General features: G+C 62.2%; 19 protein-coding genes. 9 read left to right on the top strand and 10 right to left on the bottom strand.

Annotated features, from left to right (window positions below; genetic code table 11):
* Positions 1-65: 65 nt before the first annotated feature.
* The 5 genes from purB to ACK6AU_RS14280 form a co-directional block, all read right to left on the bottom strand.
* Positions 66-1,436: an adenylosuccinate lyase gene (purB, locus tag ACK6AU_RS14300; protein ID WP_409299665.1), complete on the bottom strand. Its 1,371-nt coding sequence runs from the start codon at positions 1,434-1,436 to the stop codon at positions 66-68.
* A 128-nt stretch (positions 1,437-1,564) separates the two neighbouring features.
* Entirely contained in the window at positions 1,565-2,188 is a 624-nt protein-coding gene (gene hflD / locus ACK6AU_RS14295; protein WP_185699009.1) for a high frequency lysogenization protein HflD, read from the bottom strand.
* The gene (gene mnmA, locus ACK6AU_RS14290) at positions 2,185-3,318 is read right to left on the bottom strand and encodes a tRNA 2-thiouridine(34) synthase MnmA (RefSeq protein WP_409299664.1); all 1,134 of its coding nucleotides are present in this window, start codon (positions 3,316-3,318) and stop codon (positions 2,185-2,187) included. The genes hflD and mnmA overlap by 4 nt, the downstream gene beginning before the upstream one ends.
* Positions 3,319-3,389: 71 nt before the next feature.
* The gene (locus ACK6AU_RS14285) at positions 3,390-3,836 is read right to left on the bottom strand and encodes an NUDIX hydrolase (protein WP_409299663.1); all 447 of its coding nucleotides are present in this window, start codon (positions 3,834-3,836) and stop codon (positions 3,390-3,392) included.
* 209 nt (positions 3,837-4,045) lie between these two features.
* A complete protein-coding gene (locus tag ACK6AU_RS14280) occupies positions 4,046-6,271 on the bottom strand; it encodes an NADP-dependent isocitrate dehydrogenase (protein WP_409299662.1) in 2,226 nt (741 codons plus the stop codon).
* Positions 6,272-6,778: 507 nt separating this feature from the next.
* On the opposite strand from ACK6AU_RS14280, the gene icd reads away from it, so the two are divergent.
* The gene (gene icd, locus ACK6AU_RS14275) at positions 6,779-8,035 is read left to right on the top strand and encodes an NADP-dependent isocitrate dehydrogenase (RefSeq protein ID WP_011062175.1); all 1,257 of its coding nucleotides are present in this window, start codon (positions 6,779-6,781) and stop codon (positions 8,033-8,035) included.
* A gap of 78 nt (positions 8,036-8,113) precedes the next feature.
* On the opposite strand, the gene cspD is transcribed toward icd, so the two are convergent.
* On the bottom strand, positions 8,114-8,371 hold the full coding sequence (gene cspD / locus ACK6AU_RS14270) for a cold shock domain-containing protein CspD (RefSeq protein WP_185699013.1): 258 nt from the start codon (positions 8,369-8,371) through the stop codon (positions 8,114-8,116).
* A 223-nt stretch (positions 8,372-8,594) separates the two neighbouring features.
* On the opposite strand from cspD, the gene clpS reads away from it, so the two are divergent.
* Together clpS and clpA are read left to right on the top strand one after the other, a co-directional pair.
* Positions 8,595-8,957, top strand: coding sequence for an ATP-dependent Clp protease adapter ClpS (gene clpS, locus ACK6AU_RS14265; RefSeq protein WP_011062173.1), 363 nt, complete (start codon positions 8,595-8,597; stop codon positions 8,955-8,957).
* 29 nt (positions 8,958-8,986) lie between these two features.
* Positions 8,987-11,257 (top strand): ATP-dependent Clp protease ATP-binding subunit ClpA, encoded by a 2,271-nt coding sequence (gene clpA / locus ACK6AU_RS14260; protein WP_185699014.1) that lies wholly within the window; start codon positions 8,987-8,989, stop codon positions 11,255-11,257.
* Between the two features lie 141 nt (positions 11,258-11,398).
* On the opposite strand, the gene infA is transcribed toward clpA, so the two are convergent.
* The 4 genes from infA to trxB all read right to left on the bottom strand — a co-directional run bounded on the left by infA (position 11,399) and on the right by trxB (position 14,188).
* Positions 11,399-11,617, bottom strand: a complete 219-nt coding sequence (gene infA / locus ACK6AU_RS14255) for a translation initiation factor IF-1 (protein ID WP_002553999.1) — start codon at positions 11,615-11,617, stop codon at positions 11,399-11,401.
* 100 nt (positions 11,618-11,717) lie between these two features.
* Positions 11,718-12,425 carry an arginyltransferase gene (locus tag ACK6AU_RS14250; protein WP_053136616.1) on the bottom strand — a complete coding sequence of 236 codons (708 nt, stop codon included), beginning with the start codon at positions 12,423-12,425 and terminating at the stop codon, positions 11,718-11,720.
* Positions 12,426-12,483: 58 nt separating this feature from the next.
* Positions 12,484-13,164 carry a leucyl/phenylalanyl-tRNA--protein transferase gene (gene aat / locus ACK6AU_RS14245; RefSeq protein WP_409299661.1) on the bottom strand — a complete coding sequence of 227 codons (681 nt, stop codon included), beginning with the start codon at positions 13,162-13,164 and terminating at the stop codon, positions 12,484-12,486.
* A 73-nt stretch (positions 13,165-13,237) separates the two neighbouring features.
* The gene (trxB, locus tag ACK6AU_RS14240) at positions 13,238-14,188 is read right to left on the bottom strand and encodes a thioredoxin-disulfide reductase (RefSeq protein WP_409299660.1); all 951 of its coding nucleotides are present in this window, start codon (positions 14,186-14,188) and stop codon (positions 13,238-13,240) included.
* A 294-nt stretch (positions 14,189-14,482) separates the two neighbouring features.
* Here trxB and ACK6AU_RS14235 point away from each other — a divergent pair, with 294 nt between their 5' ends.
* The 6 genes from ACK6AU_RS14235 to cysG all read left to right on the top strand — a co-directional run bounded on the left by ACK6AU_RS14235 (position 14,483) and on the right by cysG (position 22,080).
* Positions 14,483-16,891, top strand: a complete 2,409-nt coding sequence (locus ACK6AU_RS14235) for a DNA translocase FtsK (RefSeq protein ID WP_185699017.1) — start codon at positions 14,483-14,485, stop codon at positions 16,889-16,891.
* 62 nt (positions 16,892-16,953) lie between these two features.
* Positions 16,954-17,577, top strand: a complete 624-nt coding sequence (lolA, locus tag ACK6AU_RS14230) for an outer membrane lipoprotein chaperone LolA (protein WP_022639628.1) — start codon at positions 16,954-16,956, stop codon at positions 17,575-17,577.
* A gap of 114 nt (positions 17,578-17,691) precedes the next feature.
* Entirely contained in the window at positions 17,692-19,017 is a 1,326-nt protein-coding gene (locus ACK6AU_RS14225) for a replication-associated recombination protein A (protein WP_185699018.1), read from the top strand.
* Complete coding sequence (crcB, locus tag ACK6AU_RS14220) at positions 19,014-19,388, top strand: fluoride efflux transporter CrcB (protein ID WP_185699019.1); 375 nt, start codon at positions 19,014-19,016, stop codon at positions 19,386-19,388. The genes ACK6AU_RS14225 and crcB overlap by 4 nt, the downstream gene beginning before the upstream one ends.
* Positions 19,389-19,404: 16 nt before the next feature.
* On the top strand, positions 19,405-20,685 hold the full coding sequence (gene serS / locus ACK6AU_RS14215; protein WP_185699020.1) for a serine--tRNA ligase: 1,281 nt from the start codon (positions 19,405-19,407) through the stop codon (positions 20,683-20,685).
* Positions 20,686-22,080: a siroheme synthase CysG gene (gene cysG, locus ACK6AU_RS14210; RefSeq protein WP_409299659.1), complete on the top strand. Its 1,395-nt coding sequence runs from the start codon at positions 20,686-20,688 to the stop codon at positions 22,078-22,080.
* Positions 22,081-22,115: the final 35 nt, after the last annotated feature.

The raw sequence follows: 22,115 nt of genomic DNA, 5'->3' as shown, positions 1-22,115 counted from the left end.
ATGTATTTTTCTAGCAGGAATAAAAACGCCCGGCGCGGCCGGGCGTCAGAAGGTCAGGCCGCGCGTCAGATGCGTTTTGCCTGGGCCGCGGCGTTGCCGATGTAGCTGGCCGGGGTGAGCTGCTTCAGCTCGGCCTTGGCGGCCGCTGGCATGTCCAGCCCGTCGATGAAGGTCTGCAGCGCTTCTGGGCTGATGCCCTTGCCGCGCGTCAGTTCCTTGAGTTTTTCGTACGGGTTTTCGATGTTGTAGCGACGCATCACGGTCTGGATCGGCTCGGCCAGTACTTCCCAGCAGGCGTCCAGGTCGTCGGCGATCTTCTGGGCATTGAGCTCCAGCTTGCCAATGCCCTTGAGGCTGGCTTCGTAGGCGATCACGCTATGGGCGAAGCCGACGCCCAGGTTGCGCAGCACGGTGGAGTCGGTCAGGTCGCGCTGCCAGCGGGAAATCGGCAGTTTGCTGGCCAGGTGCTGGAACAATGCGTTGGCGATGCCCAGATTGCCTTCGGAGTTCTCGAAGTCGATCGGGTTGACCTTGTGCGGCATGGTCGAGGAGCCGATTTCGCCGGCGATGGTCTTCTGCTTGAAGTAGCCCAGGGAAATGTAGCCCCAGATATCCCGGTCGAAGTCGATCAGGATGGTGTTGAAGCGGGCGATGGCGTCGAACAGCTCGGCGATGTAGTCATGCGGCTCGATCTGCGTGGTGTAGGGGTTGAAGGCCAGGCCCAGCTCATCTTCGATGAAGGCGCGGGCGTTGGCTTCCCAGTCGATGTCCGAGTAGGCCGACAGGTGGGCGTTGTAGTTGCCCACGGCGCCGTTGATCTTGCCCAGCAGCGGTACGGCGGCAACCTGGGCGATCTGGCGCTCCAGGCGGTACACGACGTTGGCCAGTTCCTTGCCCAGGGTGGTCGGAGAGGCTGGCTGGCCGTGGGTGCGCGAGAGCATCGGCACGTCGGCGAAGCGGTGGGCCAGTTCGCGGATCGACTCGGCGATCTGGCGCATCAGTGGCAGCAGCACGCTGTCGCGGCCTTCGCGCAGCATCAGGGCGTGGGACAGGTTGTTGATGTCCTCGCTGGTGCAGGCGAAGTGGATGAATTCGCTGACCTTGGCCAGCTCAGGGAGCTTGGCGGCCTGCTCCTTGAGCAGGTATTCGATGGCCTTGACGTCGTGGTTGGTGGTGCGCTCGATTTCCTTGACGCGCTCGGCGTGCTCGAGGGCGAAGTCGTCGGCCAGGCGGTTGAGCAGGGCGTTGGCGTCGGCGGAGAAGGCCGGCACTTCAGCGATTTGCGGGTGGGCGGCCAGGCGCTGGAGCCAGCGCACCTCGACCAGGGCGCGGAAACGGATCAGGCCGTATTCGCTGAAAATAGGCCGCAGGGCCTGGGTTTTGCCGGCGTAGCGGCCGTCAACAGGGGAAACCGCAGTGAGCGAAGAGAGCTGCATGGGGTGTTCTCGGACAGTCGGGCAACGAAATGGGGCGCGTATCATACATGAAAATATCCGCCGGTCCGTTGCCAACTGACCAGCGTCTTACGCGCAGCTCTTGAAAAAAGCGCTTGGGCGAGCGCAGCTCAGTGGCTGCGCATCAGGGGATAGAGTTCTTTGAGCAGTTTGCGCCGGCTCAGTACCAACTGCCAGCGATGGCCGCCCAGTTGTCGCCACAGGCGTGCCGAGCGGATGCCGGCCAGGAGCAGGGCACGGATCTTCGAGGCGTTGCTCGGCTGCTGCAGGTTGCGCATGTCGCCATGGACCTGGATGCGCTGGCGCAGGGTGCTCAGGGTGTCCTGATACAGCCCGCCGCAAGCGGCGATCACGTTTTCATGGGCCGGGCCGAAGTGCTCCACCTGGGACTGGATCTGCGGCAGGCGCTTGCCGATGGTATCGAGCATGTCGCCACGCTTGGCCAGCTGGCGTTCCAGGCCGAGCATCGACAGGGCGTAGCGCAACGGCTCGCGTTGCAGCGAGCTGGGGTCGCGCTCCAGGGCACCGATCAGGGCTCGATAGCCTTCACGCAGGTTGATGTCGTCGCCGCCATAGACTTCCAGGGTGTCCTTGGGGTCGCGGATCAGCAGGCTGCCGAGCATGCAGCTCAGTGCCGCTTCGCTGACTTGGCCGGTCTTGGCGATCCGATCCACCAGTACCGCGGCGAGGAACACCCCGCCCAGTGCCGTCAATTGCTCCTGGATCGGGCTCATGGGCGCTGGTCCTTGCTGGTCCAGGGCTCGGCGACTTCGATGACGCCGCCGCCGAGGCAGATTTCACCGTCATAGAACACCACGGACTGGCCGGGGGTCACGGCGCGTTGCGGATCGTCGAAGGTCGCGCGGTAGCCGTTGGCGGTCTCTTCCAGGGTGCAGAGCTGGTCGCCCTGGCGGTAGCGCACCTTGGCGGTCAGGCGCCGAGGCTGGCTGAGATCGACGGGGTTGACCCAATAGATCTCCGAGGCCAGCAGGGCGCGGGAGAACAGCCAGGGGTGGTCATTGCCCTGGCCGACGATCAGCTCGTTGTGCTCCAGGTCCTTGGCCAGCACGTACCACGGCTCGTCGCCGGCGTCCTTCAGGCCGCCGATGCCCAGGCCCTGGCGCTGGCCGATGGTGTGGTACATCAGGCCGTGATGGCGGCCGATGACTCCGCCCTCGGTGGTCCTGATCTCGCCGGGCTGGGCCGGCAGGTACTGCTTGAGGAAGTCGCTGAAGCGTCGTTCACCGATGAAGCAGATGCCGGTGGAGTCCTTTTTCTTGGCGGTGGCCAGGTCATGTTTCTCGGCAATGGCGCGTACTTCGGGTTTTTCCAGTTCGCCCACCGGGAACAGGGTCTTGGCGATCTGCTCGCCGCCCACTGCATGCAGGAAGTAGCTCTGGTCCTTGTTCGGGTCCAGGCCCTTGAGCAATTCGGTGCGGCCGTCGATATCACGGCGACGCACATAGTGGCCGGTGGCGATCAGGTCGGCGCCGAGCATCATGGCGTAGTCCAGGAACGCCTTGAACTTGATTTCCCGGTTGCACAGGATGTCCGGGTTCGGCGTGCGGCCAGCCTTGTACTCCTCCAGGAAGTGCTCGAACACGTTGTCCCAGTACTCGGCGGCGAAGTTGGCGGTGTGCAGCTTGATGCCCAGTTTGTCGCAGACGGCCTGGGCATCGGCCAGGTCGTCCATGGCGGTGCAGTATTCGGTTCCGTCGTCTTCCTCCCAGTTCTTCATGAACAGGCCTTCCACCTGGTAGCCCTGCTCCATCAGCAGGAGGGCGGAAACGGAAGAATCCACGCCGCCGGACATGCCGACAATGACGCGCTTCTTTTGGGTGTCAGAAGGGGCTGGCTCACGCATAGGAATTCAACGGGTGTCTGGAAAAAGGACGGGATTCTAACAGGCTGACGCCCGCAAGGGGGAAACTGCAATCAAAGCGACGGACGGATCAGTGCCAGGCTGTGGGGGTGGCCAGCCAGGTAATCGTCCAGGCACTGCAGGACCAGCTCGCTGCGCCACTGGGGGCGCTGCTCCAGCAATTGCTCGCGGGTCAGCCAGCATGGGCCGATGATGCCGTGGTCCAGTCGGTAGTCGGGATGGTGGCGCAGCGGCCTGGCGGCGAAGCACACGCGCTGGTAGGTCACGCCGTTGCTGGGGGCGGTGTAGAGGTAGATGCCCACTACGCCGGTCAATTCCACGTCCCAGCCGGTTTCCTCGAGGGTTTCGCGCACGGCTGCCTGCAGCAGGCTCTCATTGGCGTCCAGGTGTCCGGCGGGCTGGTTGAGGACGGCCTGTTCGCCCTGGAACTCCTCGACGAACAGGAAGCGTCCCTGGTCCTCGACGATGGTGGCGACGGTGATGTGAGGTTGCCATTCCATAGGTAGGGCTCTGTCTTGAGTGGGGCGATCATCATAAAACGAACGCTGACCCCTGTAGGAGCGAAGCTTGCTCGCGATGAAGGCAGCGCGTTTCGGCTGAGTCGCCGCGGCGCTTCTGTCGCGAGCAAGCTTTGCTCCTGCGGTGGAGGTGTGGTCCAGAAAGCACAAACCCCGGCACGGGGCCGGGGTTTGCGTTGCAGCGGTATGGCTTAAGCCAGCGCAGCGATAGCCGCGTTGAGGGTGGCGCTGGGGCGCATGGCCTTGCTCACCAGCTCAGGGTTGGCTGCGTAGTAGCCGCCGATGTCCACTGGCTTGCCTTGTACGCCGTTGAGCTCGGCGACGATGGTCGCTTCGTTCTCGGTCAGGGCCTTGGCCAGGGGAGCGAACTGCGCTTGCAGTGCTGCGTCCTCGGCCTGGGCTGCCAGGGCCTGGGCCCAGTACAGCGCCAGGTAGAAGTGGCTGCCGCGGTTGTCGATGTTGCCGACTTTGCGCGATGGCGACTTGTTGTTGTCCAGGAACTGGCCGGTGGCCTGGTCCAGGGTCTTGGCCAGGACCAGGGCCTTGGCGTTGTCGTAGGTGTTGCCCAGGTGTTCCAGGGAGGCGGCCAGGGCCAGGAACTCACCCAGGGAGTCCCAGCGCAGGAAGTTCTCTTCCAGCAGCTGTTGCACGTGCTTCGGAGCGGAACCGCCGGCACCGGTCTCGAACAGGCCGCCACCGTTCATCAGCGGCACGATCGACAGCATCTTGGCGCTGGTGCCCAGTTCCATGATCGGGAACAGGTCGGTCAGGTAGTCACGCAGTACGTTACCGGTCACCGAGATGGTGTCCTTGCCGTCGCGGGTGCGGGCCAGGGTGAATTTCATGGCTTCGACCGGCGACATGATGCGGATGTCCAGGTCGCTGGTGTCGTGGTCCTTCAGGTAGGTCTGGACCTTCTCGATCATCACGCCGTCGTGGGCGCGCATCGGGTCGAGCCAGAAGATCGCCGGGGTGCTGCTGGCACGGGCGCGGTTGACGGCCAGCTTGACCCAGTCCTGGATCGGCGCGTCCTTGGTCTGGCACATGCGGAAGATATCGCCGGCCTCGACTGTCTGTTCCAGCAGCAGGTTGCCCTTGCTGTCGGTAACGCGTACCACGCCGTCGGCCTTGATCTGGAAGGTCTTGTCGTGGGAGCCGTACTCTTCGGCTTTTTTCGCCATCAGGCCAACGTTCGGCACGCTGCCCATGGTGGTCGGATCGAAGGCGCCATTGGCTTTGCAGTCTTCAATCACGGCCTGGTAGATGGTGGCGTAGCAACGATCCGGAATCACCGCCTTGGTGTCGTGCAACTGGCCGTCGGTGCCCCACATCTTGCCGGAGTCACGGATCATGGCCGGCATCGAGGCATCGACGATCACGTCGCTCGGCACGTGCAGGTTGGTGATGCCCTTGTCGGAGTTGACCATGGCCAGGGCAGGGCGAGCGGCGTAGACGGCCTGAATGTCAGCTTCGATCGCAGCTTGCTGCTCGGCTGGCAGGGCCTTGATGCGGGCGTACAGGTCTCCGATGCCGTTGTTCAGGTTGAAGCCGATTTCCTGCAGCACTTGGGCGTGCTTGGCCAGGGCGTCCTGGTAGAACTCGGCAACGATCTGGCCGAACATGATCGGGTCGGAGACCTTCATCATGGTGGCTTTCAGGTGGACCGACAGCAGTACGCCCTTTGCCTTGGCGTCTTCGATTTCGGCGGCGATGAAAGCGCGCAGGGCCTTCTTGCTCATTACGGCGCAGTCGAGGATCTCACCGGCTTGTACGCTGGTCTTTTCCTTCAGGACGGTGGCGGTGCCGTCCTGGGCGATCAACTCGATCTTGACGTTGTCTGCGGCTTCGATCAGCGCGGCCTTCTCGCTGCCGTAGAAGTCGCCGTTGCTCATGTGGGCTACATGGGACTTGGAGTCCGGGGCCCAGGTACCCATCTTGTGCGGGTGCTTGCGCGCGTAGTTCTTGACCGACAGCGGGGCGCGGCGGTCGGAGTTGCCTTCACGCAGGACCGGGTTCACGGCGCTGCCCTTGACCTTGTCGTAACGGGCCTTGGCGTCTTTCTCGGCGTCGGTGGTGGCGTTTTCCGGGTAGTCCGGCAGGGCGTAGCCCTGGGCTTGCAGTTCCTTGATCGCGGCCTGCAGCTGCGGTACCGAGGCGCTGATGTTCGGCAGCTTGATGATGTTGGCTTGCGGGGTGACCGCCAGCTCGCCCAGTTCGGCGAGGTGATCCGGCACGGCTTTGCTGCCCAACTGCTCGGGGAAGCTGGCGAGGATGCGCCCGGCCAGGGAAATGTCGCGGGTTTCCACGGCGATATCAGCCGAAGCGGTGAAGGCTTCTACGATAGGCAGCAGGGAATAGGTGGCGAGGGCGGGGGCTTCGTCGGTGAAGGTGTAGATGATCTTCGAGCGGGTGGGCATATTCGGATTAACTCTCTTCTTTGCTAAAGCGTGCGCAGAAACTCGAGGTGCGCCGGGTAAAGCGCTTTCGTTCAAAGGTCATCCATGAGCCGAATGTCGAGGTTTCTTCGCGGTGATGTTGGGTGCATCAGTCGAGCGTCAAGCGGGTGGGTTGCGGTAACAACCCGGCTTCGTGCGGCCAGTCTCGGCTAGTCTTTTTCCGGTTGCAGAGCGTTCGGCCGTCGTGACTCTGTGGTCAGCGGCGGCATTATACATAGGTGGCTAGCAAAACGCCGGTGCTTCATATGTGTGGGCGCTCGTCCATTGGTCTAAAGGTCGCAGGCAAGGTGACGGCGTAGAGTCGTCGCCAGTGCTTGAATTTGGCGCTTTTCCCTTTTCGTTCAGGCTTGTAGGCCGCGAATTGCAACGCTTTCACGGCATCCGGGTGGAACATGAGGTTCCCGTCCAGATACAACTGGGTTACGCTCGAATGCAGCCAGATGTTCAATCCACACAACGGAGTTCAGCATGGGATACAAGAAGATTCAGGTTCCAGCAGTCGGCGACAAAATCACCGTCAATGCAGACCATTCTCTCAATGTTCCTAACAACCCGATTATCCCTTTCATCGAAGGCGACGGTATTGGTGTCGATATCAGCCCGGTCATGATCAAGGTTGTCGATGCTGCAGTGAAAAAAGCCTACGGCGGCGAACGCAAGATTTCCTGGATGGAAGTGTATGCCGGGGAAAAAGCGACTCAAGTGTACGACCAGGACACCTGGCTTCCCCAGGAAACCCTGGACGCGGTGAAGGACTACGTGGTTTCCATCAAGGGCCCGCTGACCACTCCGGTCGGTGGCGGCATCCGCTCCCTGAACGTGGCGCTGCGCCAGCAGCTGGACCTGTATGTGTGCCTGCGTCCGGTGCGCTGGTTCGAAGGCGTGCCCAGCCCGGTGAAGAAGCCTGGCGATGTGGACATGACCATCTTCCGCGAGAACTCCGAGGACATCTATGCCGGTATCGAGTGGAAAGCCGGTTCGGCCGAGGCCACCAAGGTGATCAAGTTCCTTAAAGAGGAAATGGGCGTCACCAAGATCCGTTTCGACGAAAACTGCGGCATCGGCGTCAAGCCGGTTTCCCTGCAGGGCACCAAGCGCCTGGCGCGCAAGGCGCTGCAATACGTGGTGGACAACGATCGTGATTCGCTGACCATCGTGCACAAGGGCAACATCATGAAGTTCACCGAAGGTGCCTTCAAGGAGTGGGCCTATGAAGTGGCGGCCGAGGAGTTCGGCGCGACCCTGCTGGACGGTGGTCCGTGGATGCAGTTCAAGAATCCCAAGACCGGCAAGAACGTCATCGTCAAGGATGCCATCGCCGATGCCATGCTCCAGCAGATCCTGCTGCGTCCGGCCGAGTATGACGTAATTGCTACCCTCAACCTCAACGGTGACTACCTGTCCGACGCCCTGGCGGCCGAAGTAGGCGGCATCGGTATCGCTCCAGGCGCCAACCTGTCCGACACCGTGGCCATGTTCGAAGCGACCCACGGTACCGCGCCCAAGTATGCCGGCAAGGACCAGGTCAACCCGGGCTCGCTGATCCTCTCCGCCGAGATGATGCTGCGCCACATGGGCTGGACCGAAGCGGCGGACCTGATCATCAAGGGCACCAACGGCGCGATCTCGGCCAAGACGGTGACCTATGACTTCGAACGCCTGATGGACGGTGCGACCCTGCTGTCTTCCTCGGCCTTCGGTGATGCGCTGATCTCGCACATGTAAGCCACGCGGCGAGCAAAACGAACCGGCCGATTCAATCCTTTGAATCGGCCGGTTTTTTATGACTGGATGTTGGGTAAATCAGCTCAAGGCGCTTTCAGGCTGGGCCTCGGCGGCAAGGATTTCTCCGGGCGCCTTCAAGGAGCTTATCTTGACCGCATGCAGCCCCTTGGGTCCTTGGATGATCTCGAAGCTCACGGCCTGTCCGGCTTTCAAGGTCTTGTAGCCATCCATTTCGATGGCCGAGTAGTGGGCGAAGAGATCGTCGCTCTTGCCCTCCTCATTAATAAAGCCGTAACCCTTGGCATTGTTGAACCACTTGACCTTACCGCTAGCCATACTCATATCCCTCTGCAACAGACTCCATCACTGGAGTATCATCCAGTTCATCCACCGCCAAACTTGGTAAAAAGGTTGACGCCGTGGACGTTTATTACCCAATGTGGGCCCTATTGGTTGTAACACCGTTTTGCCGATAGTCAAGGTGACCCGGCGGTCGGAGTTGAATTCCCCCCAGGGCGCCCCCACCACTGTATTCGCACAACTGACGAACCTTCTTTCCATGCATGCAATCAGCCAGATTCGACTAACATTCAATCAGGATCGCCCGGACTTGCACGACGACGATTCCGCTGGCTTGGCGGTACAGGAGGCCAAGCCTGCGCTTCAGGCGCCGCCGATGTACAAGGTGGTTTTGTTCAACGATGACTACACCCCGATGGATTTCGTCGTCGAAGTGCTCGAGATGTTTTTTAACCTGAATCGCGAGCTGGCGACCAAGGTCATGCTGGCCGTCCATACCGAAGGGCGGGCAGTGTGTGGATTGTTTACCCGCGACATCGCCGAGACCAAGGCCATGCAGGTCAACCAGTACGCCAGGGAAAGCCAGCATCCGCTACTCTGTGAAATCGAGAAGGACGGTTAACGCCGACCACTTGGGTATGAGGTGAAGCTATGTTAAACCGTGAGCTCGAAGTCACCCTCAATCTCGCCTTCAAGGAGGCTCGTTCGAAGCGTCATGAGTTCATGACCGTCGAACATCTCCTGTTGGCTCTATTGGATAATGAGGCCGCTGCCACTGTTCTCCGTGCCTGCGGAGCGAACCTCGACAAGCTCAAGCATGACCTGCAGGAGTTCATCGACTCCACTACGCCATTGATTCCTGTGCACGATGAAGATCGCGAGACTCAGCCAACCCTGGGTTTCCAGCGGGTGCTGCAGCGCGCGGTATTTCATGTGCAGAGTTCGGGCAAGCGTGAAGTGACCGGTGCCAACGTACTGGTAGCGATCTTCAGCGAGCAGGAGAGCCAGGCAGTGTTCCTGCTCAAGCAGCAGAGCGTTGCCCGCATCGACGTGGTCAACTATATCGCCCATGGCATCTCCAAAGTGCCAGGGCATGGCGATCATTCCGAGGGTGAGCAGGAAATGCAGGACGAGGAGGGTGGTGAGTCGTCTTCTTCGGGCAATCCTCTGGATGCCTATGCCAGCAATCTCAACGAACTGGCCCGCCAGGGGCGTATCGATCCATTGGTCGGGCGTGAGCACGAGGTCGAGCGCGTGGCGCAGATCCTGGCTCGCCGGCGCAAGAACAATCCGTTGTTGGTGGGCGAGGCAGGCGTGGGCAAGACCGCGATTGCCGAAGGCCTGGCCAAGCGTATCGTCGACAACCAGGTACCTGATCTGCTGATCAACAGCGTGGTGTATTCCCTGGATCTCGGTGCCTTGCTGGCCGGTACCAAGTACCGCGGCGACTTCGAGAAGCGCTTCAAGGCGCTTTTGGGTGAGCTGAAGAAGCGTCCGCAGGCGATCCTGTTCATCGACGAGATCCATACCATCATCGGTGCCGGTGCGGCGTCCGGTGGGGTGATGGATGCCTCCAACCTGCTCAAGCCGCTGCTTTCTTCCGGTGACATCCGTTGCATCGGCTCGACCACTTTCCAGGAGTTCCGTGGAATTTTCGAGAAGGATCGGGCCCTGGCCCGGCGCTTCCAGAAGGTCGACGTCACCGAGCCTTCGGTCGAAGACACCATCGGTATCCTGCGCGGGCTCAAGGCTCGTTTCGAGCAGCACCACAGCATCGAATACAGCGACGAAGCCCTGCGCGCAGCGGCGGAACTGGCCTCGCGCTATATCAATGACCGGCATATGCCGGACAAGGCCATCGACGTCATCGACGAAGCGGGCGCCTTCCAGCGCCTGCAGCCTGCCGAGAAGCGCGTCAAGCGCATCGAAGTGGCACAGGTCGAAGACATCGTGGCGAAAATTGCCCGTATTCCGCCGAAACATGTCACCAGTTCCGATAAGGAGCTGCTGCGCAACCTCGAGCGTGATCTCAAGCTGACGGTATTCGGCCAGGATGCGGCGATCGACTCGTTGGCCACCGCCATCAAGTTGTCCCGTGCGGGTCTGAAATCGCCGGACAAGCCGGTCGGTTCCTTCCTGTTCGCCGGTCCTACTGGCGTCGGCAAGACCGAAGCGGCTCGCCAATTGGCCAAGGCCATGGGGATCGAGCTGGTGCGCTTCGACATGTCCGAGTACATGGAGCGGCATACCGTTTCGCGGCTGATCGGCGCGCCTCCCGGTTATGTCGGTTTCGACCAGGGCGGCCTGCTGACCGAAGCGATCACCAAGCAGCCGCACTGCGTACTGCTGCTCGATGAGATCGAGAAGGCCCATCCGGAAGTCTTCAACCTGCTTCTGCAGGTGATGGATCACGGGACCCTGACCGACAACAACGGGCGCAAGGCGGATTTCCGCAACGTGATCATCATCATGACCACCAACGCCGGTGCTGAAACCGCGGCGCGAGCCTCCATCGGTTTCACTCATCAGGATCATTCTTCCGATGCCATGGAAGTGATCAAGAAGAGCTTCACGCCGGAGTTCCGCAACCGCCTGGATACCATCATCCAGTTCGGTCGCTTGAGTCATGAAGTGATCAAGAGCGTGGTGGACAAGTTCCTTACCGAGCTTCAGGCGCAGTTGGAAGACAAGCGCGTGCAGCTGGAAGTGACCGATGCCGCCCGCAGCTGGCTGGCCGCCGGTGGCTACGATGTAGCCATGGGGGCTCGTCCGATGGCGCGCCTGATCCAGGACAAGATCAAGCGTCCGTTGGCCGAAGAGATCCTGTTCGGCGAGTTGTCCGACCATGGCGGTGTGGTGCATATCGACATCAAGGATGGCGAGCTGACCTTCGATTTCGAAACCACGGCGGAAATGGCCTGATAGAGTTCGTCCCGTAGAAATGCCAAAGGCACCGCAAGGTGCCTTTGTGCTGTCTGGAGAATGGATATTGAAACCCGCAGGCAGGTTTTTCAGGCGCCAACAAAAACGCCCGGCTTGGCCGGGCGTCTTGTATTGACTTGCTTAGCGAGCGCGGTAAGTGATACGCCCTTTGCTCAAGTCATAGGGCGTCAGCTCGACGCGCACCTTGTCACCGGTAAGAATACGAATATAGTTCTTGCGCATCTTGCCGGAGATGTGCGCGGTTACGACGTGCCCATTTTCCAACTCCACGCGAAACATGGTGTTGGGCAGGGTGTCGACGACAGTGCCTTCCATTTCGAAGCTGTCTTCTTTCGACATGCAGTAAAGCCCTCGGTGTCCAGTTAATGGCCCGGTGCAACTGCGCCAGGCAAAAGCGGCGTGCATTGTGCCCGAAAAGTGGGGTTCAAGCCAAGACCTTCTAGTTCAGGAGCACCCAGCGCTGGTTGATCAGAAGCTCGATGGGGCGGTATTGAGTCTTGTAATTCATCTTTTTGCAGTTCTTGATCCAATAGCCGAGATAGACCGCGTCAAGGCCCAGGCGCAGGGTTTCGCCGATCTGCCAGAGGATCGCGTAGCGCCCGAGGCTGCGGCGTTCTTCGTCGGGTTCATAGAAGGTGTAGACCGCCGACAGGCCGTTGGGCAGCAGGTCGGTGACGGCTACGGCCAGCAAGCGGCCCTCGAGGCGGAACTCATAGAAGCGCGAGAAGGGCAGGTCGCGGACCAGGAAAGTCGAGAATTGGTCGCGGCTGGGAGGGAACATGTCGCCATCGGCGTGGCGTTGCTCGATGTAGCGCTGGTACAGGTCGAAATATTCTTCGCTGAAACTGGGTTTGGCCGCTTGCACGGTCAGGTCGCTGTTGCGTTTGAGGATGCGTTTTTGCTGGCGATTGGGCAGGAACTGCGCTGCCGGGATGCGCGCCGGCACACAAGCGTTGCAGTTTTGGCAATGAGGCCGATATAGATGATCGCCGCTGCGGCGAAAGCCCATTTCCGACAGATCCGCATAGACATGCACATCCATGGGCTGGCTGGGATCGAGGAACAGGGTAGTGGCCTGTTCGCCGGGCAGGTAGCTGCAAGAATGGGGTTGAGTGGCATAAAACTTCAGGCGCGCCAACTCGGTCATGAGTCAACCCTCGGGATAAGCTGTGGCTCTAAGTGTAAGCCACCCCCGCCAAACCCGCCTAACAAACCCATGTGGCACGGCTCGGCTGGTCCAGATGGCGTTCCAGGTAATTGGAAAATTCCCGGCGGGTAATGGCGCGAGCACCCAGGCTATGCAGGTGGTTGGTAGGCATTTGGCAGTCGATCAGGACGAAGCCCCAGTCCTTCAGTCGCTGCACCAGTGTGGCGAAGCCGAACTTCGATGCGTTGTCGGCGCGGCTGAACATCGATTCGCCGAAGAACAGTTGTCCCATGGCCAGTCCGTAAAGCCCACCCACCAGTACTCCCTGGTCCCAGACCTCCACCGAATGGGCGTAGCCACGCTGGTGCAGTTGCAGGTAGGCGTTCTGCATCGCCTCGCTGATCCAGGTACCGTCGGCATAGGCCCGGGGGGCCGCGCAGGCGCTGATGACCGCGGCGAAGTCCCGATCGAACGTGACCTGGTAGCGCTGCTGGCGCAGGAGCTTGGCCAGGCTGCGAGATACATGCAGTTCGTTCGGAAACAACACGGTGCGCGGATCCGGCGACCACCAGAGGATCGGCTGGCCCTCGGAAAACCAGGGAAAGCAGCCGTGGCGGTAGGCCTGGACCAGGCGTTCGGCCGACAGGTCGCCCCCCGCGGCCAGCAGGCCGTTGGGTTCGCGCATGGCTTTTTCCAGAGGGGGAAAGTCAAGGTTGTTGCGTTGTAACCAGGTCAGCATGGCATCCAGACTTACGGCAGGGGAGGGCGGTGGCAGGTCGCCAGGCGACCCGCCACAAGCCTAGGGCGAGGCCCTAGTTGTCGTCGAGGAATTTTTCCGCGTCCAGGGCAGCCATGCAGCCGGCGCCGGCGGACGTGACGGCCTGGCGGTAGACATGGTCCGCCACATCACCTGCAGCGAACACTCCGGGGATGTCGGTGGCGGTGACGTCGCCTTCGCTGCCGCCCTTGACCAGCAGGTAGCCGTTGCGCATCTGCAGTTGGCCCTGGAATAGGTCGGTATTGGGCTTGTGACCGATGGCGATGAACACCCCGGACAGCGCCAGGTCGGTGGTGATGCCGGTCTGGCTGTCCCTCAAGCGCGCGCCCGTGACTCCGCTGGCATCGCCCAGTACTTCATCCAGATGCTGGTTCCAGTGCAGGCGGATGTTGCCATTGGCCGCTTTGTCGAACAGCTTGTCCTGGAGGATCTTCTCCGCCCGGAGCTTGTCGCGGCGATGCACCAGGTGCACCTCCCGAGCGATGTTCGACAGGTACAGGGCTTCCTCTACTGCGGTATTGCCGCCGCCGATCACCGCCACTACCTGGTTGCGATAGAAGAAACCGTCGCAGGTCGCGCAGGCCGAAACGCCCTTGCCGGAGAAGGCTTCTTCGGAGGGCAGGCCCAGGTATTGCGCCGATGCCCCGGTGGCGATGATCAGCGCGTCGCAGCTATAGCTGCCGCTGTCGCCGACCAGGACAAAGGGCCGTTGCTGCAACTGAGCGGTGTGAATGTGGTCATAGACGATCTGGGTGTCGAAGCGCTCGGCGTGTTTCTGCATGCGTTCCATCAGCACCGGACCGGTCAGGCCTTCGACATCGCCGGGCCAGTTGTCCACTTCCGTGGTGGTGGTCAGTTGGCCGCCGGCCTGCAGGCCGGTGATCACGGTCGGCTTGAGGTTGGCCCGGGCGGCGTAGATCGCAGCGCTGTAGCCGGCAGGGCCGGAGCCCAGGATGATCAGGCGTGAATGCTTCGCGTCGTTCATAAAAACACCTCATAAGCCTTTGTCAGCAAAGAGAATGCATGCTCCAATTGAACAGCGTATGACAGGCAGAAAGCGATGCCCGGCGAGCCTTTCTGGCGTGGCATGGAGTGAACAAACCCGTACAATGTGGCGTTATGGCGGGCTTATTCGCAATTGCACTGTTTCAGAAGCAAGTGACTGAATGTTAAAAGTAGCCCCAGTTACGCCGGTCAACTTTATTTACCTGCTCGGATTGAGCAGTATTTGTAGTCAATCACCCGTTGGACGCGCCCTTGGCGCAGGAAAAGACGCGTTTTGAAGAAATCCACCGCAGCACCCAAATCCGTTGTTCCGCTCTGGCGTCAACAGTTGCACTACCGGCTCAAGGAAGGTGCGCTGATCGCCATCGGAGCCTTGTGCCTGTTCTTGATGATGGCGCTTTTGACCTATGGCAAGGACGATCCGGGTTGGAGTCATAACAGCAAGATCGAGGACGTGCAGAACTTCGGTGGTCCCGCCGGTTCCTACAGCGCCGACATGTTGTTCATGGTGCTGGGTTACTTCGCCTATATCTTCCCGCTGTTGCTGGCGATCAAGACCTACCAGATCTTCCGCCAGCGCCATGAGCCCTGGCAGTGGAGTGGCTGGTTGTTTTCCTGGCGCCTGATCGGCCTGGTATTCCTGGTACTGTCCGGCGCGGCGCTGGCGCATATCCATTTCCATGCCGCCACGGGCCTGCCGGCCGGTGCTGGTGGCGCCCTGGGCGAGAGCCTGGGTGACCTGGCCAAGAATGCCCTGAACATCCAGGGCAGTACCCTGATGTTCATCGCCCTGTTCCTGTTCGGCCTGACGGTGTTCACCGACCTGTCCTGGTTCAAGGTCATGGACGTCACCGGCAAGATCACCCTCGATCTGTTCGAGTTGGTCCATGGCGCTGCCAATCGCTGGTGGGACGAGCGCATGGAGCGCAAGCAACTGGTGGCGCAACTGCGCGAAGTGGACGCCCGGGTCGACGAAGTGGTGGCGCCGAGCGTCGCCGACAAGCGCGAGCAGGCCAAGGTCAAGGAGCGCCTGATCGAGCGTGAGCAGGCCCTGAGCAAGCACATGTCCGAGCGTGAGAAGCAGGTGCCGCCGGTGATCACGCCAGTGGCCACCAAGGCGCCAGAGCCGAGCAAGCGGGTGCAGAAGGAGAAGCAGGTACCGTTGTTCATCGACAGCGCGGTGGAAGGCACCTTGCCGCCGATCTCGATCCTCGACCCCGCGGAAAAGAAACAGCTCAACTACTCCCCCGAGTCCCTGGCGGCCGTCGGCCACCTGCTGGAGATCAAGCTCAAGGAGTTCGGGGTCGAGGTCGCGGTGGACTCCATCCACCCGGGACCGGTGATCACCCGTTACGAAATCCAGCCAGCGGCCGGAGTCAAGGTCAGCCGGATCGCCAACCTGGCCAAGGACCTGGCCCGTTCCCTGGCCGTGACCAGCGTGCGGGTGGTGGAAGTGATTCCCGGCAAGACCACCGTGGGTATCGAGATTCCCAACGAAGACCGGCAGATCGTGCGTTTCTCCGAGGTACTCTCGACTCCGGAATACGACAACTTCAAGTCCCCGGTGACCCTGGCCCTGGGCCACGACATCGGCGGCAAGCCGATCATCACCGACCTGGCGAAGATGCCGCACCTGCTGGTGGCCGGTACCACCGGTTCCGGTAAGTCGGTGGGGGTCAACGCGATGATCCTGTCGATCCTGTTCAAGTCCGGCCCGGAAGACGCCAAGCTGATCATGATCGACCCGAAGATGCTCGAACTGTCGATCTACGAGGGTATCCCGCACCTGTTGTGCCCGGTGGTCACCGACATGAAGGACGCGGCCAACGCCCTGCGCTGGAGCGTGGCCGAGATGGAGCGGCGCTACAAGCTCATGGCCAAGATGGGCGTGCGCAACCTCTCGGGCTTCAACGCCAAAGTCAAGGAAGCGGAAGAAGCTGGCACGCCGCTGGCCGACCCGCTGTACAACCGCGAGAGCATCCACGACGAAGCGCCTTTGCTGACCAAGCTGCCGACCATCGTGGTGGTGGTGGACGAATTCGCCGACATGATGATGATCGTCGGCAAGAAGGTCGAAGAGCTGATCGCGCGGATCGCCCAGAAGGCCCGTGCGGCGGGTATCCACCTGATCCTGGCGACCCAGCGGCCATCGGTGGACGTGATCACCGGCCTGATCAAGGCCAACATCCCGACCCGCATGGCGTTCCAGGTATCGAGCAAGATCGACTCGCGGACCATCATCGACCAGGGTGGCGCCGAGCAACTGCTGGGCCACGGTGACATGCTCTACATGCCGCCCGGCACCAGCCTGCCGATCCGGGTCCATGGCGCCTTCGTATCCGACGATGAAGTGCATCGCGTGGTGGAGGCCTGGAAGCTGCGCGGCGCGCCCGAATACAACGACGACATCCTCAACGGCGTCGAAGAGGCCGGTAGCGGCTTCGAAGGCAGCAGCGGCGGTGGCGAGGGCGATGACCCGGAAGCCGACGCGCTCTACGACGAAGCGGTGCAGTTCGTGCTGGAAAGCCGCCGGGCCTCGATTTCCGCGGTCCAACGCAAGCTGAAGATTGGCTACAACCGCGCCGCCCGGATGATCGAGGCCATGGAAATGGCCGGGGTGGTGACGGCGATGAACACCAACGGTTCCCGCGAAGTCCTGGCTCCCGGCCCTTCGCGCGACTGATCGCGGTTTCGATATCGGCGGCGTGAGGCCACGCCGCTCCATCCACCTGAATGAGGAATCCCATGCGCCTGATTCGCATGTTGCTGCTGCCGGTATTGGCCGTGACCACCCTGTCGGCCCACGCCGATCCCAAGGATGTGGCCCGGCTGACCCAGTTGCTGGAAAAGTCCCAGACCCTGAGCGCGCGTTTCTCGCAGTTGACCCTCGACGGCAGTGGCACCCAGTTGCAGGAAACCGCGGGCGAGATGTCCTTGCAGCGTCCTGGCCTGTTCTACTGGCACACCGATGCTCCCCAGGAGCAGTTGATGGTTTCCGATGGCCAGAAGGTTTCGCTCTGGGACCCTGACCTGGAGCAGGTGACCATCAAGAAGCTCGACCAGCGCCTGACCCAGACCCCGGCGCTGCTGCTTTCCGGCGATGTGTCGAAGATCAGCGAAAGCTTCGACATCACCTCCAAGGAAGCCGGTGGGGTAATGGACTTCGTCCTCAAGCCCAAGACCCGCGACACCTTGTTCGACAGCCTGCGCCTGTCGTTTCGCAACGGCATGATCAACGACATGCAGTTGATCGACAGCGTCGGCCAGCGCACCAATATCCTGTTCACCGGGGTCAAGGCCAACGAGTCGATCCCGGCTTCCAGGTTCAAGTTCGACATCCCCAAGGGTGCCGATGTGATCCAGGAGTAAGAGCCGGTTCCGCGCCCCGGCGGCGTTCGTCCAGGATTGCATCGGCAGGATGCGGCCTGGCGCCGCCGGGGCGGGGCCGTTCCGCGTCGCCGCCCCGAGGTTTGAAGAAAGTCCATGGACCTGTTTCGTAGTGCACCGATCGCCCAGCCGCTGGCCGCGCGCTTGCGTGCCACCAACCTGGACGAATACGTCGGCCAGGAGCACCTGCTGGCCCGGGGCAAGCCGTTGCGCGAAGCCCTGGAGCAGGGCGCGCTGCATTCGATGATCTTCTGGGGGCCGCCGGGCGTGGGCAAGACCACCCTGGCGCGGCTGCTGGCGGATGTTTCCGATGCCCATTTCGAGACCGTCTCGGCGGTGTTGTCCGGGGTCAAGGAGATTCGCCAGGCGGTGGAAGTCGCCAAGCAGCAGGCCGGACAATATGGTCGGCGCACCATCTTGTTCGTCGATGAAGTGCATCGCTTCAACAAGTCGCAGCAGGATGCCTTCCTGCCCTACGTGGAAGACGGCACGCTGATCTTCATCGGCGCCACCACGGAAAACCCCTCCTTCGAACTCAACAATGCACTGCTGTCCCGGGCCCGGGTCTATGTGCTCAAGAGCCTGGACGAGACGGCGCTGCGCAAGCTGGTGCAGCGTGCCCTGGGCGAGGAACGCGGCCTGGGCAAGCGACACCTGAGCCTGAGCGACGAAGGCTTCCAGATGCTGATGTCGGCCGCCGATGGCGATGGCCGGCGCATGCTCAACCTGCTGGAAAACGCCTCCGACCTGGCCGAGGACGGCGGCGAGATCGGCACTGACCTGCTGCAGAGCCTGCTGGGCGATACCCGGCGACGCTTCGACAAGGGCGGCGAGGCGTTCTACGACCAGATTTCCGCGTTGCACAAGTCGGTGCGTGGGTCCAATCCCGATGGCGCCCTGTACTGGTTCGCCCGCATGCTCGACGGCGGCTGCGATCCGCTGTACATCGCCCGGCGCGTGGTGCGTATGGCCAGCGAGGACATCGGCAATGCCGACCCCCGGGCCCTGAGCCTGTGCCTGGCGGCCTGGGATGTGCAAGAGCGCCTGGGCAGCCCCGAGGGCGAGCTGGCGGTGGCCCAGGCCATCACCTACCTGGCCTGTGCGCCGAAGAGCAATGCGGTGTACATGGGCTTCAAGAGCGCCATGCGCGCCGCTGCCGAGCATGGTTCGCTGGAAGTGCCGCTGCACCTGCGCAACGCCCCGACCAAGTTGATGAAGCAACTGGGCTACGGCGAGGAGTATCGCTATGCCCATGACGAGCCGGACGCCTATGCTGCCGGCGAGGACTACTTCCCCGAGGCGCTGGAGCCCCTGGCCCTCTACCAGCCGGTGCCCCGGGGCCTGGAATTGAAGATCGGCGAGAAGCTCAAGCACCTGGCCGCCCTGGACCGGGCCAGCCCCCTGCAGCGGAGAAAACCTTGATCCCGTTGATACTCGCGGTTTCGGCTGGCGGCGTCGCCGGCACCCTGTTGCGCTTCGCTACCGGCAACTGGATCAGCGCCAATTGGCCGCGGCACTTCTATACCGCGACGCTGGCCGTTAATATCGTGGGCTGCCTGCTCATCGGCGTATTGTACGGACTGTTCCTGATTCGTCCGCAAGTGCCGATCGAAGTGCGTGCCGGATTGATCGTCGGTTTCCTCGGCGGGCTGACGACTTTTTCATCCTTTTCACTGGATACCGTGCGTCTGCTGGAAGGCGGACAAGTGGCGCTGGCCCTGGGCTATGCGGCGCTGAGTGTATTCGGCGGGCTGCTCGCCACCTGGGCCGGCCTGTCCCTGACCAAACTTTGATAAACGAGAGAACGACATGCTCGATTCCAAACTGTTACGTAGCAACCTTCAGGACGTAGCGGATCGTCTGGCATCCCGCGGCTTCGCCCTGGATGTGGCACGCATCGAAGCGCTAGAAGAACAGCGCAAGATCGTGCAGACCCGCACCGAGCAACTGCAGGCCGAACGTAACGCGCGCTCCAAGTCCATCGGACAGGCCAAGCAGCGCGGCGAAGACATCGCCCCGCTGATGGCCGATGTCGAGCGCATGGGGAACGAGCTCAGCTCCGGCAAGGCCGAGCTGGAAAGCATCCAGGGCGAGCTGGACTCGATCCTGTTCGGCATTCCCAACCTGCCTCACGAATCGGTGCCGGTCGGCGCGGACGAGGACGGCAACGTCGAAGTGCGCCGCTGGGGCACTCCGGCCCGCTTCGACTTCCCGATCAAGGATCACGTGGCCCTGGGTGAAACCCACGGCTGGCTGGATTTTGAAACCGCGGCCAAGCTGTCGGGCGCGCGTTTTGCCCTGCTGCGCGGTCCTATTGCCCGCCTGCATCGCGCCCTGGCGCAGTTCATGATCAACCTGCACACCGGCGAGCATGGCTACGAAGAGGCCTACACCCCGTACCTGGTGCAGGCGCCGGCGCTGTTCGGCACCAGCCAGTTGCCCAAGTTCGAGGAAGACCTGTTCAAGATCACCCGCGAAGGCGAGGCCGATCTGTACATGATTCCGACCGCCGAAGTATCGCTGACCAACATCGTTGCCGGGGAGATCCTCGACTCCAAGCAACTGCCGCTGAAACTGGTCGCCCACACCCCGTGCTTCCGTAGCGAAGCCGGTGCTTCCGGCCGTGATACCCGCGGCATGATCCGCCAGCACCAGTTCGACAAGGTCGAGATGGTCCAGGTGGTGGAGCCGTCGACTTCCATGCAAGCCCTGGAAGGCCTGACCGCCAACGCCGAGAAAGTCCTGCAGCTGCTGCAACTGCCCTATCGCGTATTGGCCCTGTGCACCGGCGACATGGGCTTCAGCGCGGTCAAGACCTACGACCTGGAAGTCTGGATCCCGAGCCAGGACAAGTATCGCGAGATCTCCTCGTGCTCCAACTGTGGCGACTTCCAGGCCCGCCGCATGCAGGCGCGTTTCCGCAACCCGGAAACCGGCAAGCCGGAGCTGGTGCACACCCTCAACGGTTCCGGCCTGGCCGTAGGCCGGACCCTGGTGGCGGTGCTGGAGAACTACCAGCAGGCCGACGGTTCGATCCGCGTGCCGGATGTACTCAAGCCCTACATGGGCGGCATCGAGGTCATCGGCTAAATGGAATTCCTGCCGCTGTTTCACAAGCTTCGCGGCAGTCGTGTGTTGGTGGTCGGTGGAGGGGAGATTGCCTTGCGCAAGTCCCGTCTGCTGGCCGATGCCGGTGCGCAGCTGCGGGTGGTCGCACCTGAGATAGAAGCGCAATTGCAGGAATTGGTGGTCGCCAGCGGCGGCCAGTCCCTGCTGCGCGGGTATGTCGAGGCCGACCTCGACGGCTGCACCCTGGTCATCGCCGCTACCGACGACCAGCCCCTCAATGCCCAGGTTTCCGCCGATGCCCAGCGGCGCGGCCTGCCAGTCAACGTGGTGGATGCGCCGGCCCTGTGCAGCGTGATCTTCCCGGCCATCGTCGATCGTTCGCCCTTGGTCATCGCCGTCTCCAGCGGTGGCGATGCCCCGGTGCTGGCGCGGCTGATCCGGGCCAAGCTGGAAACCTGGATTCCCGCGACCTACGGCCAGTTGGCCGGCCTGGCCGCGCGTTTCCGGACCCAGGTCAAGAACCTGTTCCCGGACGTGCAGCAGCGCCGGGCGTTCTGGGAAGAAGTATTCCAGGGCCCTGTCGCCGACCGCCAGCTGGCGGGGCAGGGGGCCGAGGCCGAGCGCTTGCTGCAAGCGCGGATCGACGGCCAGGCGCCCAGTGCCCGGGGCGAGGTGTACCTGGTGGGGGCCGGCCCGGGTGATCCGGACCTGCTGACCTTCCGTGCCCTGCGCCTGATGCAGCAGGCCGATGTGGTGCTCTACGACCGCCTGGTGGCGCCGGCGATCCTTGAGTTGTGCCGGCGTGACGCCGAGCGTATCTATGTGGGCAAGCGCCGCGCCGACCATGCCGTGCCCCAGGACCAGATCAACCAGCAACTGGTGGAGCTGGCCCGGCAAGGCAAGCGCGTGGTGCGGCTCAAGGGCGGTGATCCGTTCATCTTCGGCCGTGGTGGCGAGGAGATCGAGGAGCTGGCGGCCCAGGGCATCGCCTTCCAGGTGGTGCCGGGGATCACCGCGGCCAGTGGTTGCTCGGCCTATGCCGGGATTCCGCTGACCCATCGCGACTATGCGCAATCGGTACGCTTCGTCACCGGGCACCTCAAGGATGGCACCACCAACCTGCCGTGGGCCGACCTGGTGGCACCGGCCCAGACCCTGGTGTTCTACATGGGCCTGGTGGGGCTGCCGGTCATCTGCGAGCAGTTGATCAAGCATGGTCGCGCTGCCAGCACCCCGGCGGCGTTGATCCAGCAGGGCACCACCAGCAACCAGCGAGTCTTCACCGGGACCCTGGCGGACCTGCCGGCCCTGGTGGCGAAGCACGAAGTCCATGCTCCAACCCTGGTGATCGTCGGCGAAGTGGTCCAGCTGCGCGACAAGCTGGCCTGGTTCGAAGGCGCCCAGCCCCAGTCCTGAAACCCGTCGCTGCCGCCAGGTTGCAGCCTGGCGGC

The sequence above is a fragment of the Pseudomonas sp. KCJK8993 genome (assembly GCF_046230915.1).
Taxonomy (GTDB): Bacteria; Pseudomonadota; Gammaproteobacteria; order Pseudomonadales; family Pseudomonadaceae; genus Aquipseudomonas; species Aquipseudomonas piscis.
Note: the sequence above shows the minus strand (reverse complement) of the source record. Positions and strands in the feature narration are given on the sequence as shown.

What these genes read in the sequence shown, in the direction of transcription:
- trxB (WP_409299660.1), bottom strand. Translation starts at nt 14,188, where the DNA reads ATGAACGACGCGAAGCATTCACGCCTGATCATCCTGGGCTCCGGCCCT.
- lolA (WP_022639628.1), top strand. Translation starts at nt 16,954, where the DNA reads ATGCGCCTGATTCGCATGTTGCTGCTGCCGGTATTGGCCGTGACCACC.
- mnmA (WP_409299664.1), bottom strand. Translation starts at nt 3,318, where the DNA reads ATGCGTGAGCCAGCCCCTTCTGACACCCAAAAGAAGCGCGTCATTGTC.
- icd (WP_011062175.1), top strand. Translation starts at nt 6,779, where the DNA reads ATGGGATACAAGAAGATTCAGGTTCCAGCAGTCGGCGACAAAATCACC.
- infA (WP_002553999.1), bottom strand. Translation starts at nt 11,617, where the DNA reads ATGTCGAAAGAAGACAGCTTCGAAATGGAAGGCACTGTCGTCGACACC.
- ACK6AU_RS14225 (WP_185699018.1), top strand. Translation starts at nt 17,692, where the DNA reads ATGGACCTGTTTCGTAGTGCACCGATCGCCCAGCCGCTGGCCGCGCGC.
- purB (WP_409299665.1), bottom strand. Translation starts at nt 1,436, where the DNA reads ATGCAGCTCTCTTCGCTCACTGCGGTTTCCCCTGTTGACGGCCGCTAC.
- cspD (WP_185699013.1), bottom strand. Translation starts at nt 8,371, where the DNA reads ATGGCTAGCGGTAAGGTCAAGTGGTTCAACAATGCCAAGGGTTACGGC.
- ACK6AU_RS14280 (WP_409299662.1), bottom strand. Translation starts at nt 6,271, where the DNA reads ATGCCCACCCGCTCGAAGATCATCTACACCTTCACCGACGAAGCCCCC.
- serS (WP_185699020.1), top strand. Translation starts at nt 19,405, where the DNA reads ATGCTCGATTCCAAACTGTTACGTAGCAACCTTCAGGACGTAGCGGAT.
- hflD (WP_185699009.1), bottom strand. Translation starts at nt 2,188, where the DNA reads ATGAGCCCGATCCAGGAGCAATTGACGGCACTGGGCGGGGTGTTCCTC.
- ACK6AU_RS14250 (WP_053136616.1), bottom strand. Translation starts at nt 12,425, where the DNA reads ATGACCGAGTTGGCGCGCCTGAAGTTTTATGCCACTCAACCCCATTCT.
- ACK6AU_RS14285 (WP_409299663.1), bottom strand. Translation starts at nt 3,836, where the DNA reads ATGGAATGGCAACCTCACATCACCGTCGCCACCATCGTCGAGGACCAG.
- clpS (WP_011062173.1), top strand. Translation starts at nt 8,595, where the DNA reads ATGCATGCAATCAGCCAGATTCGACTAACATTCAATCAGGATCGCCCG.
- aat (WP_409299661.1), bottom strand. Translation starts at nt 13,164, where the DNA reads ATGCTGACCTGGTTACAACGCAACAACCTTGACTTTCCCCCTCTGGAA.
- clpA (WP_185699014.1), top strand. Translation starts at nt 8,987, where the DNA reads ATGTTAAACCGTGAGCTCGAAGTCACCCTCAATCTCGCCTTCAAGGAG.
- cysG (WP_409299659.1), top strand. Translation starts at nt 20,686, where the DNA reads ATGGAATTCCTGCCGCTGTTTCACAAGCTTCGCGGCAGTCGTGTGTTG.